Source organism: Chitinophagaceae bacterium C216, assembly GCA_028485475.2.
Classification (GTDB): Bacteria; Bacteroidota; Bacteroidia; order Chitinophagales; family Chitinophagaceae; genus Niabella; species Niabella composti.
In genome coordinates this window covers 354075-372378 of the sequence record CP144143.1, presented here as the reverse complement: position 1 = coordinate 372378, position 18304 = coordinate 354075, and the positions used below count along the sequence as shown (strand labels likewise).

The window sequence follows — 18304 nt, the reverse complement described above, 5'->3', positions numbered from 1 at the left end:
TAGGTTAAATCACGAAATTCAGCACGTTATCATCGGGAGGAAGCATATCTTTTACGCTGATTTCACTTTTATGATATACAACTGAGTTGCTAGGCACGCTGCTGGTCAGCCATACGTTACCACCAATAATGCTGTCCTTGCCGATAATAGTATTGCCGCCTAAAATCGTAGCACCTGAATAAATCACTACATTATCTTCGATGGTTGGGTGTCGCTTCTGGGTGGCAAGTTCTTTTTTTACGCTTAGCGCGCCCAGTGTAACACCCTGATAGATTTTAACGTTATTTCCGATAATGGTGGTTTCTCCGATTACCACACCGGTTCCATGGTCTATGCTAAAGGAATGACCGATGGTAGCACCCGGATGAATATCGATACCGGTTTTGCCGTGTGCGTATTCGCTGAAGAGGCGCGGAATAACGGGTACTTTGTGTTCGTACAGTTCATGAGCCAATCTGTGTACGGCAGTAGCATAAAAGCCGGGATAGGCCGCCATTACTTCTTCCAGCGATTTTGCCGCAGGATCCGATTGCAATAGTGCTTCAGCATCCTTCAGCAGCATTTCATAAATCGAAGGTAAAGCGTCGAAATAGGCTTCCGTAACATGTTTTACACGTACGGGGTCTTGTATCACATCCTTCAGCAGGTCGGCAAATCTTGCCTGCAACGATTCAAACTGTTCTTTTAACTGAGCTTCGCATTTATGATCGATATCATTGGGGAGAAACAATAGTGTATATAGCTCATCAATAAAGTGCTCTACCGCACCTTTATCGGGAAAGCCGGAAAAGCATTTAGCGTTTCTCTTAAACAGGGATTTTATAAAATCTTCACTCATGAGTATCCAGTTAACACATCAGACAAAAATAACTCATTGAAGGCGAAATCGAAAATCAACACGATTCGGGCTTTTGCAGATAATGGTTGCCTAGCTGATAAAAAGATGATGTTTTATTGCAATTTGTCAAAAAGGTTACACATCATTGGAGGGCAGGGGGTAATGCCACATCCTTGCTGCAAATATGCCTAAATTAGCAAGAAAGGAATGTCCATGCTACAACCTTCAACCTTACAATTTTTAAAAAACCTAAAGAAGAATAACAACAAAACGTGGTTTGATGCGCATCGCGCTGCCTATGAAGCTGCTCGGGAAGATTTTGCCAGCTTTATCGATACCATTATTCAGCAGTTTAGCAAGAAAGAACCTTCCATTGCCCATTTGAGAGCTAAGGACTGCATGTTTCGCATCAACCGTGATATTCGTTTCTCAAAAGATAAAAGTCCTTATAAAACTAATTTTGGGGCTTATATCAATAATGAAGGTCGGAAGTCTGTAACAGCAGGTTATTACTTTCATCTGGAACCAGGAGAGAGTTTTGTAGGGGGTGGTATGTGGATGCCTCCTTCGGATGTGTTGGCGAAGGTGCGTCAGGAAATTGATTATAATCTTGCAGACTTTGAAAGGATTATTAAGTCTCGAAAATTTAAAGAAGTATACGGGGGATTGTATGCGGAGGAAGGGCAAGTGCTTAATCGGGTTCCTAAAGGCTATGAGGCCGATAATCCTGCTGCAGCATATCTCAAGCATAAAAGCTTTATTGCCCTTTCAAATATAAATGATGCCGAACTTACCGATAAGAGTCTTGTAACAAAGGTGATAAAGGCTTTTGAAGTGCTACAGCCATTGAATCTATTTCTGAATAGTGCATTAGTATAGCTCCTTCCTATCATCATCATCAAATAAATAAAAAAGAGGAAACTTAATCTACATTAATGGGCTCGGAGTATTTGGGCACTAGTTTTGTGGTTTAGAAATAAAAGATTATGGCAACTTGGACAATAGACCCCATGCACTCCGAAATCGGATTTAAAGTAAAGCACCTAGTAATATCTACTGTGTCTGGCAAGTTCAAAACATTTGAAGGTAAGGTGGAGGCAGAAAAAGAAGATTTCAGCGATGCGAAAGTTACCTTTAGTGCAGATGTAAACAGCATCGACACTGGTGTAGAACAAAGGGATCAGCATTTAAAATCTGCAGACTTCTTTGATGTGGAACAATATCCTAAGCTCAACTTTGAATCTACCGCTGTTACTAAAAACGGAGATGAATATGAACTTACGGGTAATCTGACATTGAAGGGCATTACAAAGTCTATAACCCTGAAGGTGGAATTAGGCGGGGTTGGTCCCAATATGTACGGACAGACCGTTGCAGGCTTTGAAGCAACTGGGAAAATCAATCGTAAGGAATTTGGCCTTACCTGGGATGCAGTTACCGATAACGGTGGGGTAGTAGTGAGTGACGAGGTAAAGGTGGTGGCGAATGTAGAATTGGTTAAACAAGCTTAGTTTTTTAATCCGTATGGATATAAAGAGAAAGGGCTGCTACAAGGCAGCCTTTTTGCTATGCCACCATTTGAGCTGTTCCTGCTATCTTCGTAATACAGGAAGTAAAAGCGGTTTATGAAAGTTTTTACGATAAAAGAAAACTCTTTTTGGGCACGACTCGCCGGATTAAAGCTGCGTACCAAGGCTATAGCTATGGTATTAGGACATTGCATTCATTTGTACGGTGTGTCTAAGGAAGAGTTTTTAAGTAATAAACGTTGGCTGCGGCATGAGCTGAAGCATATAGAGCAGTACGAACGATTGGGCTTCATACGCTTTATTATTACCTATTTATGGCAAACAGTGCGTGTGGGGTATTATCGATGCGGTCTAGAATGTGAGGCACGGGAAGCCGAAGAGGATGCTACTATTCAACAGCGATTCATTTTGAAGTACTGATTTCAATTAGTATTTTGCCGTAAGAAAAACTTAAATTGCCGACTAGTTTTCAACAAGGGATAATCTGCTTAAAAACAATAATTGTTATTCATATGAAAAAACTAGTATTCTTTTCCTTAGCTGTTGCAATGGTAGTGGCAGCATGTTCTTCCTCTAAATCCTCAAAAAAACTTGCAATCAAACCGTTTGCCAATAAGGTGGTAGCGCATCGCGGTGCGTTTAAAAATACCGGAGCTCCTGAAAACTCCATCGCCTCTCTTAAGGCTGCAATAGAACTAGGTTGTGGCGGGACCGAGTTTGATATACATATGACTAAAGATGAAGTGGTGGTGGTAAATCACGATCCGCAGTTTATGGGTCTTCCCATCGAAACTTCAACCTATCAAGAGCTGTTGACGAAAACATTACCTAACGGTGAAAAAATTCCTACACTTGAGGCGTACTTGAAAGAGGGTTTAAAGCAGGATAAGACCATTCTGGTTGCGGAAATCAAACCTTCAAAAATCAGCAAAGAGCGTTCTTTAAAACTTGCGGAGAAGGTGGTGAATATGGTACGCGAATTGAAAGGGCAAGAACAGGTGGTATATATTTCTTTCGACTACGATGTTTGTAAAAAGGTAAAAGCGATGGAACCGCACACCTCGGTACAATACCTGAACGGAGATGTGCCGCCAGAAAAACTCAAAGCTGATAATTTGGATGCTGATTATAATTTCAAAGTATTTAAGAAAAATAAAGATTGGATTGCTAGAGCTAAAAAACTAGGAGTTCTTACCAATGTATGGACAGTAAATGACGAGAAGGATATGGATTACTTTTTGGCTCAGGGTATTGACTATATCACTACCAATGAACCGGAATTACTGTTGAAGAAATTGGGCAAATAGGAAGTGTGTATTTTATAAAAAAATATTGGGTTATGGATGTAGCTTACTCCATAACCCATTTTATTTCTCCAAAATTGAATCGAAGTTCTTTATCGGTGTTCACTACCAGTTGTCCGTTAGATAATACTTCTTTAATAACTGCTTCAAACTGTTGGTTCTTTTTTTCCAAATACACTTTTTCTCCCTTTTTATATAGCAGATTATTGTAATGGATGAGTGCTTCGGAAGGGTTCGCTGCAAACTCATTATAAGCTTGTAATATCTGAGCAGCCAATAGTTTGGCCAGTTCGAGGCAATCGTAATTTCTGCCTGTAATTTGTTTTAGTGATACCGCTTTACCCCTCAGTTCGGTTTCGAATTCGGTTTGATTGATATTAACACCAACACCTGCCACAGCCCATTTCCATTCACTTCCGTTGATGATATTTTCGATTAAAATACCTCCGACTTTCCGGTCTTTAAAGTAAATATCGTTAGGCCATTTTATGGTAAGGTCACTATTGGCATATGTTTCCAAAAAATTCCGTACGGCTACTGCCACAATGGCTATTAGTGCAAACTGGCGTTGTATTCCGATTTTTTGAGGGGCCAAAATGATACTGAGATGAATGTTTTTCCCTTTTTGGGACTGCCAGGAGCGGCCTCTTTGTCCTTTGCCGGCATATTGTTCGTGAGCAAAAACCGCTGTGCCGTGGCGTACGATTACCTGACGCTCCGTCAGTTTTTCCTGCTTTAAAAGGCTCAGGGCATAATTATTGGTACTATCTACCGATAAAAGTTCAATTATAAAGGGAAAAGGGCAATTATCTGCTGATTGTTGTACCAATATTCTTTATTTTTGGACAAAATAAGTAAGTTTAAGTATTAACAAACCACATCTACTTTAAAAAAATATAATCTCATATTGGAACCATTAGCTTCCCTAAAAAAACGTAAAAAATTCATATCGGTTAGGCTCACTAAAAAATCTAAGATATTTAAAACAATTCTGGCCGCAATTCTGGAGAAAAAAGGCGAGAATGTGGTATCACTCGACTTGCGAAAAATACCAGAAGCGGTGGCAGATTTTTTTATTATCTGTGAAGCCTCCAGTGGTCCGCAAATACGGGCAATTACGGATAATATTGAAGAAAAAGTAAAGGAAAACTGTCTGGAGAACGTCTTTCACAAGGAAGGTCATCAACATCTGCATTGGGTAATTATGGATTATGTGAACATTGTAGTGCATGTGATGCTTCCGGAGACAAGAAAATTTTATAATCTTGAGGAAATGTGGAGCGATGCCGTGATGGAAGAACATAAATAATTTTTTAATAATAGCATAAACTTTTTAAGGTTTTAAACCTTATATATCAAATAGGTAACAATGGCGAAGCAGGAAAAGAAAATGAATCCGTTTTCTCCAAATAATAAAAATGCCAATCCGGGCGATCCTAAAAAAACGCCCCGGTTCGGTGGCTACTGGGCTTTTATCATCATACTAGCCGTAATGCTAGGTTTGCAACTGTTAGGCCCTATGGGTTCTGTCGGTCGGCACGAGATTACGCTATCCGATTTCCAGGAAATGGTGGCTCAGGGCGATGTGGAGAAGCATACGGTAATTACCAATAAAGACGAAGTGCGCGTTTGGATTAAAAAAAGTGCGCTTTCGAAGTATCCCAATATCGATAAGCTGACGTTGAGTAGTGGCAGTGCAGCTCCGCATTTTTATTTTAAAATTATCGATGGGCCCACATTTGTAAAGCAGATGGATGACTTTTATAAAGATCATCCTGAAATACCCAAACAAATACCCAATACCGATGCCGATAGTGATTTTCTAGGAAAGCTTATCAGCTATCTGCTGCCATTTGTGCTTTTATTGGGTGTATGGCTGTTGTTGATGCGCAAGATGAGTGGTGGTGCCGGTGGCCCAGGTGGTCCGGGCGGAATTTTCAGCATCGGTAAGTCCAAAGCCATGTTGTTCGACAAAGGCACAAAAGTTAATATCACTTTTGCAGATGTTGCTGGTTTGGATGAGGCGAAGGTAGAAGTGATGGAAATAGTAGACTTTCTGCGCAATCCTAAAAAATACACCAGCTTGGGCGGTAAGATTCCTAAGGGGGCATTACTGGTAGGTCCTCCCGGAACCGGAAAAACTCTGCTGGCAAAAGCAATGGCGGGTGAAGCACAGGTGCCTTTCTTTAGTCTAAGTGGTTCAGATTTCGTGGAAATGTTTGTGGGTGTAGGAGCTAGCCGTGTGCGCGACCTGTTCAAGCAGGCTCGTGAAAAAGCTCCTTGTATTATTTTCATTGATGAGATTGATGCCATCGGACGAGCTAGAGGCAAAAACGCTCTGATGAGCAACGATGAAAGGGAAAGTACCTTAAACCAGATGCTGGTCGAAATGGATGGTTTCGGCTCCGATTCAGGCATTATTGTACTAGCAGCTACCAATAGACCTGATGTACTGGATTCAGCGCTACTGCGTCCGGGAAGATTTGATAGACAAATTTCTATCGATAAACCGGATCTGGCAGGACGCGAAGCTATCTTTAAAGTGCATTTGAAGGATATTAAGACATCTCAGAATCTGGATATTCACAAATTGGCCGAACAAACACCCGGATTTGCCGGAGCGGATATAGCTAATGTTTGTAACGAAGCCGCATTGATCGCCGCTCGTAAAAACAAAAACGGCGTTGATATGGAAGATTTCCAGGATGCAGTAGACCGTGTAATAGGCGGACTAGAAAAGAAAAACAAAATTATTTCTCCAGAGGAAAAGAAAATTATCGCCTATCACGAAGCCGGCCATGCCGTGTGCGGATGGTTCCTGGAGCATGCTTATCCGCTACTGAAAGTAACGATCGTTCCGCGGGGTACAGCGGCTTTGGGTTATGCACAATACACACCGAAGGAACAATATCTATACAATACCGATCAGCTGACAGACCAAATGTGTATGACGTTGGGTGGACGTGCCAGCGAAGAAATCTTCTTCGGTAAGATTTCAACTGGAGCACAAAACGACTTGCAGCAGATTACACGTATGGCGTACAGTATGGTAACCATTTATGGTATGAATGAAAAAATAGGTAATGTAAGTTTCTACGATCCACATCAGGAAAATGCATTTACCAAACCATACAGTGAAGAAACTTCGAAGCTGATTGATGAAGAAGTACGGAGTCTGATAGACAAATGCTACAAACGTACCAAGGATTTGTTGATAGAGAAAAAGGCAGAAGTAGAAAAGCTAGCAGAAGCCTTACTGGAACGAGAAGTATTGTTCCAAGCCGATGTAGCTGCGTTGATTGGCCCACGGCCTTACGAGGAAAAGAAATTGCTGGATGAAGAAGGCGAACATGCCGCATCAGGAGAAATTTCTGCCGGTGTGCCTCCTTATGACAGCGATGTTACCAACCAGTCCATGTAAATTATGATACCCAACAAGAAAGATAGTGTATTAAAGAAGATAAAAGAAGCGTTGGTACAACCTATTTTATTGCCCTTCCCTAAAAGCGAAGGGCAATCTTCGGTTTATACCCCCCTTACTCAGGAGATTGAAGTTGAGTTTGCCGAGCGCTTTACCGATTTGCAAGGAAAATTTATTTTTTGCTTGGATGAGCAGGATCTGGCAGTCCAATTAAAAGGATTGCTGGCCCAGAAAAATTGGTCATCCATTTACTGTATTGATGAGCAGATTAAGCAGCTAGTGGGAAATGGCATTGATTTTGGCGCCTCTTTTCAAGAACTTAGTAATTGTGATGTAGCCATTACCGGTTGCGAGTTTCTGGTGGCCAGAACCGGAAGTATTGTAATGAGTGCTGCCGAACAAAGCGGACGGCGTACTAGCGTATATGCTCCGGTACATATTTGTATTGCGAGAACGAGCCAGTTGGTATACGATGTGAGAGATGCATTGGAAGGTATAAAGCAGAAATATAATGATCGAATTCCTTCGCTGATAACATTCGCTACCGGGCCTAGCCGTACTGCTGATATTGAAAAAACATTAGTGGTAGGTGTTCATGGTCCTAAAGAGGTATATGTATTTCTTATTGATGATAAACCGCTGGCCTAAGCATATCAAATTGTTTTTATGTCAACACAAAGTGAGTATCTGTTTGTATACGGTTCCTTGCTGAGCGGATTTAAAAGCCCGGCTTATGAATACATTGCCCGATATTTTAATCTTGTGGGCACCGCAACAGTGGTGGGTACTATTTACGATATGGGCACATTTCCTGTAGGTACCCCTCATGACACAGGCCGTCTCATAAAAGGCGAGCTTTACAAAATAAGGAATCTCAAAGAACTGTCTTTTGCATTTGCTCAGCTGGACGATTATGAGGGGATGTTTGTTGACGAAGAGGAAGAATATGATAACAACTATGCCAGAGCACTCACTGAAGCTACCTTGGAGACTGGCGAAAAAGTAACCACATGGGTATACTGGTATTATAAAGAGGCGAAAGATCTTCCTATTCTGGATATTGATAATATGCTAGATTATCCCGGCATTGAGGGTATTCCTTTATAAAGCAACCGATATTCTCAAGAACATATAGTACTTATCCCGGCTATATACTTTTATTAGCTTCAACAGACTACATGAAGGTGTGGATGATGCATCCATATTCAATATTTTATCCTTTAATTTTGAAGATTAAATTTTTACAACATTGCCGTTTAAACTACACGCACCATATCCGCCGGCAGGTGATCAGCCATCAGCCATTGCACAGCTCACCGAAGGTGTGCTGCGGGGGGAGAAGTATCAAACCTTATTGGGTGTAACCGGAAGTGGGAAAACTTTTACCATCGCCAATGTGATTCAGAATACACAGCGTCCCACACTAGTGATTACGCATAACAAGACATTGGTAGCACAATTGTATGGTGAGTTCAAACAGTTTTTTCCAGAAAATGCTGTAGAATATTTTGTATCCTACTATGATTATTATCAGCCTGAGGCTTACCTACCTGTAAGTGATACATACATTGAAAAAGACCTCGCCATCAATGAAGAGCTGGATAAACTTCGATTAAGAACCATTACCAGTTTATTGAGTGGTAGAAGGGATATTATTGTGGTCGCTTCGGTAAGTTGTATATACGGCGCAGGGAATCCTCTGGATTATGAAAACAATATAATTCGCATTCACCGGGGACAAACCATTTCCCGTCAAGGATTTCTACATGCCCTAGTAAATTCTCTATATACACGCACTACGATTGAGTTTAACAGAGGTACCTTCAGAGTAAAAGGCGATACGGTGGATATTAATCTACCTTATCTTGACCATGGCTATCGTGTTACCTTTTTCGGCGATGAGATTGAAGAGATAGAGTCTATTGAAGTAACTACGGGAAAGCGCATTAGTACAATGGAAAATGCGGCTATCTTCCCGGCAAACATCTATGTGGCTTCCAAAGACATCATTCAACAGGTAATTTATGAAATACAGGACGAGATGGAAGCCCAAGTAGAATATTTTAAAAATAATGGAAAATATATAGAAGCCCAACGGATTAAAGAACGCGTGGAATATGATTTGGAGATGATTAAAGAGTTGGGATATTGTAATGGTATAGAAAACTATTCCCGTTTTTTTGACAGAAGACCTCCGGGAACACGCCCGTTCTGTTTGTTGGATTATTTTCCAAAGGACTATCTGATGGTAATTGATGAAAGCCATCAGACCTTACCACAGATTAGCGGTATGTATGGCGGAGACCGAAGCCGTAAACTTACACTGGTGGATTATGGGTTCAGAATTCCTTCAGCGCTTGATAACCGCCCTTTAAACTTTCATGAGTTTGAGAGCTTGCAGAATCAGGTGATTTATGTTTCTGCAACGCCGGATCAATACGAGTTGGAAAAAACCGGTGGTGTAATCGTGGAGCAGATTGTGAGACCTACCGGTTTGTTGGATCCTCCTATTGAAGTACGTCCGAGTGTAAATCAGATTGACGATCTACTGGATGAGATTGATAAGCGTGTGAAAAAAGGAGATCGCGTATTGGTAACAACACTTACCAAACGCATGGCGGAAGAGTTGGATAAATATCTACATCGTATTAATATCAAGTCTAAATATATCCACAGCGAAGTGGACACGTTGGAGCGTGTAGAAATTTTGCGTCAGTTACGGTTGGGTGAAATTGATGTGTTGGTGGGCGTCAATCTACTACGTGAAGGACTCGACCTCCCCGAAGTAAGTCTGGTGGCTATTCTGGACGCAGATAAAGAAGGATTTTTACGTAATGAGAAATCGCTGACACAGACGGCGGGTAGAGCTGCACGTAACGCCGACGGTCTTGTGATTTTTTATGCCGATACTATTACGGGTAGCATGCAGCGTACTATTGATGAAACTAACCGCAGACGTGAAAAACAAATTGCGTATAATATTGCTCATAACATCACTCCCCGCACCGTTAAAAAGTCAAAAGAGGATGTATTCAAGCAAACAAGCGTGCTGGAAATAAAGGGGTACGATGCTCAATCTCCTAAAGCTGCCGGAGCGGTTGAGGGTATGGTAACCGTTGCAGCTGAAGAACAAGAAGTATATAAAACCATTCCTCAACTGGAGAAGGCTATTGCTCAAACTAAAAAGCAAATGGAGAAAGCAGCCAAGGATCTGGATTTTATGGAGGCTGCCAGATTAAGAGATGAGATGTTCAGGCTTCAAAGGGAACTAGAAGCGATGAAACAATAAAACAATAATTGTTTGATAATGCACACGATAAAAAAACACAAGGTTTTGAGCCTTGTGTTTTTTGTTTCAAAAGAAGGGATCAGTATTTTTCCTTACACGGTTTTACCGATTTTATTTCCTTTTACAGCGAAGAAAAGAATGAATGCATAACAGGGTATTAGTATCCAGAAAGCTTGTTGCATTCCTACACTAGTACTAATATTGGCCCATAATTTTGGAATGATAGCCCCACCCGCAATACCTACTATCAATAAGGCAGAGCCTGTTTTTAAGTATTTACCTAAGCCATCGATGGATAGGGGCCAGATAGCAGGCCACATAGGAGCATTGGCAAATCCTAAAAGGGCTAAACACAATATTGAATATTTTCCCGGCAGGAATATTACTCCCAAAGAAAACAGTATGCCGAGAAAAGCGGCGATTTTTAGAGCCGTATTCTGAGAAATAACTTTGGGGATGAGCATGATACCTAGGATATACCCTACAAGCATACCGATCATAGTGTAAGTGGTAAAGTGCTTAATAACATCTACAGGCATGCCCAATCCTTCCTTACCATACAATTGAATAATATCGCCGGCTATTACTTCTGCACCGACATACAGGAATATTGATGCAAAACCTAACCACAAATAAGGGTAAGAAAATATGCTGGGTCTATCTTCTCCTGCATGGGTAGGATTGGTTTCTGCTTCGTTCTTGATGTCGGGCAGCGAAGAAAACCTGATAGCGATAGCCAACGCTACAAAGCATGCTGCAATAATGATATAAGGTGTTACGATTTTTGAAGCTAGCTCATCCAGCAACAGATTTTTTTGATCTATAGGAAGACTACTTGCGTTTTCATATTTTTCCATACCGTTAAGTAGAACTGCACCCATGATCAAGGGCGCAATGGCTCCTGCGGCTTTATTACATACACCCATTACACTAATACGTTTAGCCGCGCTCTCAATAGGCCCTAGTATGGTGATATAAGGATTTACCGCAGTTTGTAGTAACGCAAGCCCGATACCTATAATGAATAATCCTGTAAGAAACGTACCGAATGTACGACTGTATGCAGCCGGAATAAATACTAAAGCACCTACGGCCATTATCAGCAAGCCTATAATCATCCCTTTTTTAAATCCAGTTTTTCCCAACACCCATGAAGATGGGAAGGCCATCACGGCATAAGCAATATAGGTGGCAAATGTTACCAGTACAGCCTGATCTGGCGTAAGCTCACAGGCTTGTTGCAGATAAGGGATCAGGGTGGCATTTACCCAGGTAACAAAACCAAATACGAAAAACAGGGCTCCAATGATAAGGGTGGGAATTAAGTAGCTTTTTTCCTTGCCGGCAGTTGTTGCAACTTCTGTCATATAGAAATAATTGGTTTAGTAATTTGTCCGATTAGTTATAAACAGTAATAAAAATACTGTAACTAATTGATGTAGCCATAAAATAGACAAACGGTTGCGCAACTATCCTGCGTCTTCTTCAGCCAGTTCATTAATCAGCTCTGCTACTAAAGCTGTCCAGCCCGTTTGATGACTGGCTCCCAAGCCCCGCCCGGTATCTCCGTGAAAGTACTCATAAAATAAGATGAGTGCTTCGTTGCCGGGCTGTTTATAGAACCAGTTATATGGTCCATAAATGGGCCTGTTTCCTTCCTCATCTTTTTCAAACAAACTGATAACACGTTTGGCGAGTTCTGTAGATACCTGGAAGAGATTAATGTGATTACCCGAACCTACAGGATATTCTACTAGTAATGAATCGTGATAGAATTTTCCGAGTCTTCTTAATGACCGGATGATGATAAAGTTGATAGGTATCCACACCGGGCCCCGCCAGTTGGAGTTGCCTCCAAACATATCCGAAGTAGAATCGCCGGGATCATATTGAATGGAATGTACTTGATTATGTATGGTTACCGAATACGGATGTTGCTCATGGTACTTGGATAATGCCCTAATACCTCCAGGTGACAGAAATCCATCTTCATCCAATAGTTTTTCAAGTAATGCTTTCAGCCGGTCGGGTTGTACCAAGGAAAACAACAACTCTTCTCGATCGCCCAATTCCTCTTTGGGCCAGAAACGATTATTTTTTAAACGATACTTTTTGTACCATGCAAATCGCTTGGCAAAATCAGGAAGCTTTTCGAATACTTCTTTTTTGATGGTAGATACGGCATACAAAGATGTAAGTCCTACTATCGATTGAATACGTAATGGTTGCGGGGGTGCATCGCGCATACAAAGTACATCGTAAAAGAACTGATCTTCTTCGCTCCAAAGCCTATGCTCATTTAAAGCTTCTGCTATTAAAATAAAGTGTTCGAAGAATTTTGTTGCGGCATCTTCAAAGCTGGAATCTACCATGGCTATTTCGAGAGCCATATCCATCATACTTAAGGCGTATACCCCCATCCAGCTTGTACCATCAGCTTGCTCTAGTTGTATTTCGCCCTTATCATGAATGCTCCGATTGAATACTCCAATGTTGTCCAACCCCAAGAATCCACCTTCAAAAATATTATCCCCTTTAAGATCTTTTCTGTTAATCCACCAAGTGAAGTTGATAAGCAGTTTATGGAATACTTTTTTAAGAAAATCGATGTCGCCTTTACCTCTTCTTCTTTTTTCTATTTCATAAATCTCCATGGCGGCCCATGCTTGTACTGGAGGATTTACATCGCTGAAGTTCCACTCATAAGAAGGTAATTGCCCATCAGGCTTCATATACCATTCGCGCATGAGTAACAACAGTTGGTTTTTGGCAAATACAGGATCAATGGTTGCCATGGCTATGCACTGAAAACTCTGATCCCATGCTGCATACCAAGGATATTCCCATTTATCGGGCATAGAAATGATGTCCTGATTTTTCAGATGTTTCCATTCACTGTTTCTACCATGTTGTCGCTCAGGAGTAATAGGGGTAATGCCATCCGACTTCGACAACCATTTTTCTATATCGTAATGATAGTATTGTTTGCTCCATAATAAGCCGGCCAATGCCTGACGCTGAATATTTAACAGCTCTTGAGAAATGTTTTTAGGCAAAACTGCTGCGTAAAAATCATCAGCTTCACGTTTTCTTATCTCAAAGAGATGGTAGAAGTGATCATCAAAAGGTGTTTCAATATATTGCTCCGATAGTCTGCAATGTATGTGAATTGTCTCTCCGGCGCCTACAGTATATCTATAAACAGGAGCAAACTTGGTTCCTGATTTGCGTTCACGCAGCTCGTTTATATGCAGGCCATTGATGATGGCTTCATGAAAAGCATCTTTGGTAAAAATACTTTCATTAGGCGATCCCTGCAGCTTCATCATGTTTGTTTCATTATCGGTGAAGAGGGCATCCTGTGCATCTTGGTAGTAGAAGTAGTAATTCCCTAATCGTGGATGGGTTGCGTAAATGGTATTGGTTCCTGCAGGGGAAAGATTAGGCTTTGTTTTTAAACTACCATGGGGTGCCCATCTGTTATAAAACCATAAAGTAGGTAATACCGTGATGGGAGCAGCTTCTTTATAGCGATTAGTAATACTAATTCTTATGGCAATATCGGTGCTATTATTTTTGGCATAGGTGACATATACATCAAAATATTGATTATCGTTGAAGATTCCTGTATCTAAGATTTCGTATTCGGGATCATGTTTGCTACGCTTTTTGTTTTCCTCCCTCAGTAAGTCGTAAGGAAAGGCTTGTTGGGGATATTTGTATAAGAACTGCATGTAGTAGTGCGTTGGAAGATTATCCAAATGATAATACAGCTCTTTTACGTCTTCGCCATGATTACCTTCGTAGTTACCTAATCCAAATAATCTTTCTTTTAGAATTTCATCTTTCCCATTCCACAACGCAACGGCAAAACACAAATTTTGAAAATAGTCTGAAATACCCGCCAGTCCATCTTCTCCCCATATATAAGTGCGAAAGTGTGCATGGTCGAAAGGGAAATACCCCCAGCTATCACCATATGGGCTATAATCTTCACGAACAGTTCCCCATTGACGATCACTTACATAGGGTCCCCATTTTTCAAGAGGTACAGGCTTTTTAGCGTTTTCGGACAGTCTTTTGTGCTCTTCCGTCATATACTCAATATTCATTCGAAAAACTTATTTTAATCCTTTTAGATGAATAACGGTGGCACAATAATATAAAAACTAATGCTAATCCAAAGTAATTTATGTATTTAATGCCGGAATAAGTGAGCAAGTAGCAGTAAATAAAAAAGAGGCCACGTGGGCCTCTTCAATAAAACGATGATGAAATAATTATAACCAGCTGCCGATAAAGGCTTCGTTTACATTGGGATCCTGAGATAATCTTTTCCTTCTAGAGGCTACTTTTCTTTTTTGTATCCACATGGTTCTAATCATCAATGGAATGAATAGTAGTATAAAAGGTGGAATACCCAAGAACGAAATCCACTTTCCTCCGTATTGCTTGCGCATGGGGCGTTTTAGCCTTTCTGCAATCAAATACATACTTGGTACCATGAACAAGGTCATGAAGAACGCAAACAGTAATCCGAAGATTATAGTCCATGATAGCGGTTTCCAGAAGGTTACATTATCTCCACCGAAGAAGATTCTCGGATTAAGTTCGGAGAATAATGTATAGAAGTTAATATTGAAGCCTACTGCCAAAGGTATCAATGCCAGTATGGCGGCCATCGCTGTAAGCAATACCGGAATAATACGGGTTTTACCGGCTTGGATAACGGCTTCTCTTGTTTTCAATCCTCTTGCGCGTAGTTCATCGGCGAATTCGATTACAAGGATACCGTTTTTGATAACAATACCAGCCAGACCTAAGATACCAACACCGGTCATTACTACGGATACTGTGAGTCCTGTAAGGGTAAATCCTAAGAGTACACCAATAATACTGAAAACAATCTCTGTAAGAATAATAATTGGCTTACTCATGGAGTTGAACTGCCATACCAGTACCAGTAAAATCAGTCCCAGCGCGATTAACAAAGCCTTGGTGAGGAAAGCTCCTGTTTCTGCTTGTTGTTCCCCTTCACCGGTTTGTTTAATGGTGACATCATCTCCAGTTATTCTAAATCCTTGTATCGCTTTGGCGATTTGTGCGTTTACTGCAGTGGGAGTATATCCTGAAAGCACATTACTTCTTAAAGTAATCACCCGTTTCTGATTTTTGCGCTGCACGCTACCTAGGGTATTGGTATAATCTACATTCACCAAAGAGCTGATGGGTACGCTCTTTACCTGACCGGTAGCCATATCTCTAAATGTAATATTCATATTTAAAAGATCGGTGAGACTTTTTCTTTGCAGCTCATCACTACGGATATAGATTTTGTACTCGTCTTCACCATCTTTTATTTTACTGGCTTCGTTACCGAATAAGGCAGTACGTAGATGCATACCAATCTGCGCAGAAGAAACACCTTCTCTTAAAGCCCTTTCTCTATTTACGGTAAGACTAATTTCCGGGCTGGCTAGATCCACATTCATCTTCAATTCTTCTACCCCTGGAATCTGAATACTATCCAGATAGTTTTTAAGGTCCACTGCAGTTTTGATCATATCATCAAATTGCTCACTGGCCACTTCAATATTAATCGGTGGTTCAGTGGGCGGGCCATTTTGTTCTTGCTCTACAGAAATCTCTGCACCGGGTATATTTTTAATGGCTGCACGAATCTTATCCAGATAAGGAGCCGTGCTCTGGCCATGTCGTTTTTCGTATTCCACAAAGGATACTTGTATACGACCCAACTCGCTTCGCGTACTTCTATCACCACTATTGGGGTCTGCGGCACCTACGGCTACGTTTGCAATTACACTTTCAACAATAGGATTAGTTTTATTGTTGGCGTAATCGATATCCAAAGCTTCATTCACTTTGCTTTCCAGATATCGCGTAATGGAATCTGTATATTCCACATCCGTACCGGTAGGCAACTTCAGATACACATATATATAGTTAGGATCGGATTCGGGGAAGAACACTACCTGGGTTCTGCCCACTGCCGAAGATATTCCGAATATTATAAATGAAAAGACGAGCAATCCAAAAGCTCCTAGCAACAGCCATACAGGACGCCAGCCATTAACCGCCCACTTTAATAACGACTCATAATGGTTCATGATCCAAGGTAATACACGGTTCTGGAATCTATGTACCCAGTCGTTAAAGAAATAGGTGTTGAGCACCGTAAGGATGGCTAGGAAGAGCGATATATTACCGATGAAGAACAAGAAACTACCATTGGGTCCTGCCAAAAATCCTAACAGATCAAAGAAAACTCCAATGGCTATCATTGCTATAAATGACTTGGAGCGAAATACGTGAGATTTCTTTTTGACCGTATGATCTTCCGGATGATTCATGAAGTCCACCGCAAATACTGGGTTCATGATAAAGGCTACCAATAATGATGCAGCCAATGTAAATATGAGCATCAGCGGCAGATATACCATGAACTTACCGATAATACCCGGCCAGAACAACAGCGGAAAGAAAGGTGCTAAAGTAGTAAGCGTACCAGCAAGTACCGGAACAAACACTTCTCCGGCGGCCATCATCGCTGCTGTTTGAGAATTGATGGCTCCTTTGGCTTCTACAAATATGCGGTGGGTATTTTCTATCACCACAATAGCGTCATCCACAATAATACCCAGTCCAAAGAGTAGTGCAAACAACACCATAAAGTTTAGCGTGATGTTGCTTCCAATTATTACTTCACCCAACGGAATGAACATAAAGGCTACGAACATACTCAGCGGTACGCTCAGCGCTACGAAGAACGCATTGGTCAGCCCCATAAAGAACATCAAAATAATCAGAACCAGAATAAACCCGATTACAATAGAGTTTACCAAATCGTTAAACGAGGTGCGTGTGGAAATACTCTGATCACCTGTGATCACAACATTCAAATCTTTGGGGAAGACTTCCTCTTTCATCTCTTCAGCGAGCTGCTTAACGGCATCGCTGGTTTCGATAAGGTTTTCACCACTACGTTTTACAATGTTGAGCGTTACAACGTTTTTCCCGTTAAGACGCGCGTAGCTTTCTGTTTCTTTGATAGTATCCTTGATGGTGGCAATATCTTTCAAATATATAGGCTGCCCATTGGTATTACGCAGAATGACTTGTTCAATATCAAAGGCATTCTTAAACTGCCCCTTTAATTGGAGCGTGCGTTTCATGTTGCCCACTTCGAGCAGACCACCACTAATGTCCATATTTTCATAGCGGATGGCATTAGCAATATCATCGAAGGTAACTCCGGCCGCCTGCATGCGGGCATTATCTACATTTACCTGAAATTCTCTTTCGGGGGCACCCACCATGTCAACACGGGTAATTTGCGGAAGTTCTTCCAATTTATCTTTTAGTTTGTCCGCATATTCTTTCAAGCGTACACCATCATAGTCCCCGCTCAGGTTCACATACATGATGGGAATTTCAGAAAGGCTTACTTCAAGTGCCGTGGGTTCCTGTGTAAGATCGGTAGGTAGGTCCTGTTTGGCCTTATCAATCGCATCCTTCACCTTCTGCAAGGCCACATCAATTTTTACATCCGTACCAAATTCTACCTGAATTGCCGAGAAGTCTTGAACGGAAGTACTGGTTACCTTACTCACTTTTACTCCGGTAATACCCTTTATCTGTTTTTCGATAGGTTGGGTTACCAGATTCTCCATATCTCTGGGAGAGTTACCCACGTATATAGTGGAGATGTATACAGTAGGTATTACCACATCGGGAAAGCTTTCCTTAGGCAAGGTTACAAAAGTGGTAGCACCAAATATGGATACAAAAAGAATAAGCAGATACACCGTGGTGCGGTTTTTCACCGCCCACGACGTTGGCTTAAACTCTTTAAACTTTTCGTTGAAATTTTCCAGAACACTCATACGAGGTTGTTTGAAGTTT

General features: G+C 41.2%; 14 protein-coding genes. 9 read left to right on the top strand and 5 right to left on the bottom strand.

The genetic code is table 11. The features are described from left to right. Positions 1–4: 4 nt before the first annotated feature. A complete protein-coding gene (epsC, locus tag PIECOFPK_RS01505; protein WP_330974581.1) occupies positions 5–838 on the bottom strand; it encodes a serine O-acetyltransferase EpsC in 834 nt (277 codons plus the stop codon). A 207-nt stretch (positions 839–1045) separates the two neighbouring features. Between epsC and PIECOFPK_RS01500 the strand changes: the two genes are divergently transcribed. From PIECOFPK_RS01500 to PIECOFPK_RS01485, 4 genes are all read left to right on the top strand, one after another. Then, positions 1046–1717: a DUF2461 domain-containing protein gene (locus PIECOFPK_RS01500; RefSeq protein ID WP_409966348.1), complete on the top strand. Its 672-nt coding sequence runs from the start codon at positions 1046–1048 to the stop codon at positions 1715–1717. 107 nt (positions 1718–1824) lie between these two features. Next, complete coding sequence (locus PIECOFPK_RS01495; protein WP_409966347.1) at positions 1825–2349, top strand: YceI family protein; 525 nt, start codon at positions 1825–1827, stop codon at positions 2347–2349. Positions 2350–2463: 114 nt separating this feature from the next. Next, entirely contained in the window at positions 2464–2787 is a 324-nt protein-coding gene (locus tag PIECOFPK_RS01490; protein ID WP_409966346.1) for a DUF4157 domain-containing protein, read from the top strand. A 92-nt stretch (positions 2788–2879) separates the two neighbouring features. Beyond that, positions 2880–3674, top strand: a complete 795-nt coding sequence (locus tag PIECOFPK_RS01485; protein ID WP_330974577.1) for a glycerophosphodiester phosphodiesterase — start codon at positions 2880–2882, stop codon at positions 3672–3674. A gap of 43 nt (positions 3675–3717) precedes the next feature. Here the strand turns inward: PIECOFPK_RS01485 and PIECOFPK_RS01480 are convergent, their stop codons facing one another. Then, a complete protein-coding gene (locus PIECOFPK_RS01480) occupies positions 3718–4500 on the bottom strand; it encodes a biotin--[acetyl-CoA-carboxylase] ligase (RefSeq protein ID WP_409966345.1) in 783 nt (260 codons plus the stop codon). A 78-nt stretch (positions 4501–4578) separates the two neighbouring features. Here PIECOFPK_RS01480 and rsfS point away from each other — a divergent pair, with 78 nt between their 5' ends. The 5 genes from rsfS (at position 4579) to uvrB (ending at position 10381) form a co-directional block, all read left to right on the top strand. Then, positions 4579–4980 carry a ribosome silencing factor gene (gene rsfS, locus PIECOFPK_RS01475; protein ID WP_330974575.1) on the top strand — a complete coding sequence of 134 codons (402 nt, stop codon included), beginning with the start codon at positions 4579–4581 and terminating at the stop codon, positions 4978–4980. Positions 4981–5040: 60 nt separating this feature from the next. Beyond that, positions 5041–7092: an ATP-dependent zinc metalloprotease FtsH gene (ftsH, locus tag PIECOFPK_RS01470; protein ID WP_330974574.1), complete on the top strand. Its 2052-nt coding sequence runs from the start codon at positions 5041–5043 to the stop codon at positions 7090–7092. Between the two features lie 3 nt (positions 7093–7095). Further along, a complete protein-coding gene (locus tag PIECOFPK_RS01465) occupies positions 7096–7740 on the top strand; it encodes a lactate utilization protein C (RefSeq protein WP_330974573.1) in 645 nt (214 codons plus the stop codon). Between the two features lie 18 nt (positions 7741–7758). Next, positions 7759–8199 carry a gamma-glutamylcyclotransferase gene (locus PIECOFPK_RS01460; RefSeq protein ID WP_330974572.1) on the top strand — a complete coding sequence of 147 codons (441 nt, stop codon included), beginning with the start codon at positions 7759–7761 and terminating at the stop codon, positions 8197–8199. A 142-nt stretch (positions 8200–8341) separates the two neighbouring features. After that, positions 8342–10381 (top strand): excinuclease ABC subunit UvrB, encoded by a 2040-nt coding sequence (gene uvrB / locus PIECOFPK_RS01455; protein ID WP_330974571.1) that lies wholly within the window; start codon positions 8342–8344, stop codon positions 10379–10381. 92 nt (positions 10382–10473) lie between these two features. Here uvrB and PIECOFPK_RS01450 read toward each other — a convergent pair whose 3' ends face one another. The 3 genes from PIECOFPK_RS01450 to PIECOFPK_RS01440 form a co-directional block, all read right to left on the bottom strand. Beyond that, positions 10474–11748, bottom strand: coding sequence for a sugar MFS transporter (locus tag PIECOFPK_RS01450; RefSeq protein WP_330974570.1), 1275 nt, complete (start codon positions 11746–11748; stop codon positions 10474–10476). Between the two features lie 102 nt (positions 11749–11850). Beyond that, positions 11851–14493: an MGH1-like glycoside hydrolase domain-containing protein gene (locus tag PIECOFPK_RS01445; protein WP_330974569.1), complete on the bottom strand. Its 2643-nt coding sequence runs from the start codon at positions 14491–14493 to the stop codon at positions 11851–11853. A gap of 168 nt (positions 14494–14661) precedes the next feature. Continuing rightward, positions 14662–18285 carry an efflux RND transporter permease subunit gene (locus PIECOFPK_RS01440; protein WP_409966344.1) on the bottom strand — a complete coding sequence of 1208 codons (3624 nt, stop codon included), beginning with the start codon at positions 18283–18285 and terminating at the stop codon, positions 14662–14664. Positions 18286–18304 lie beyond the last annotated feature (19 nt).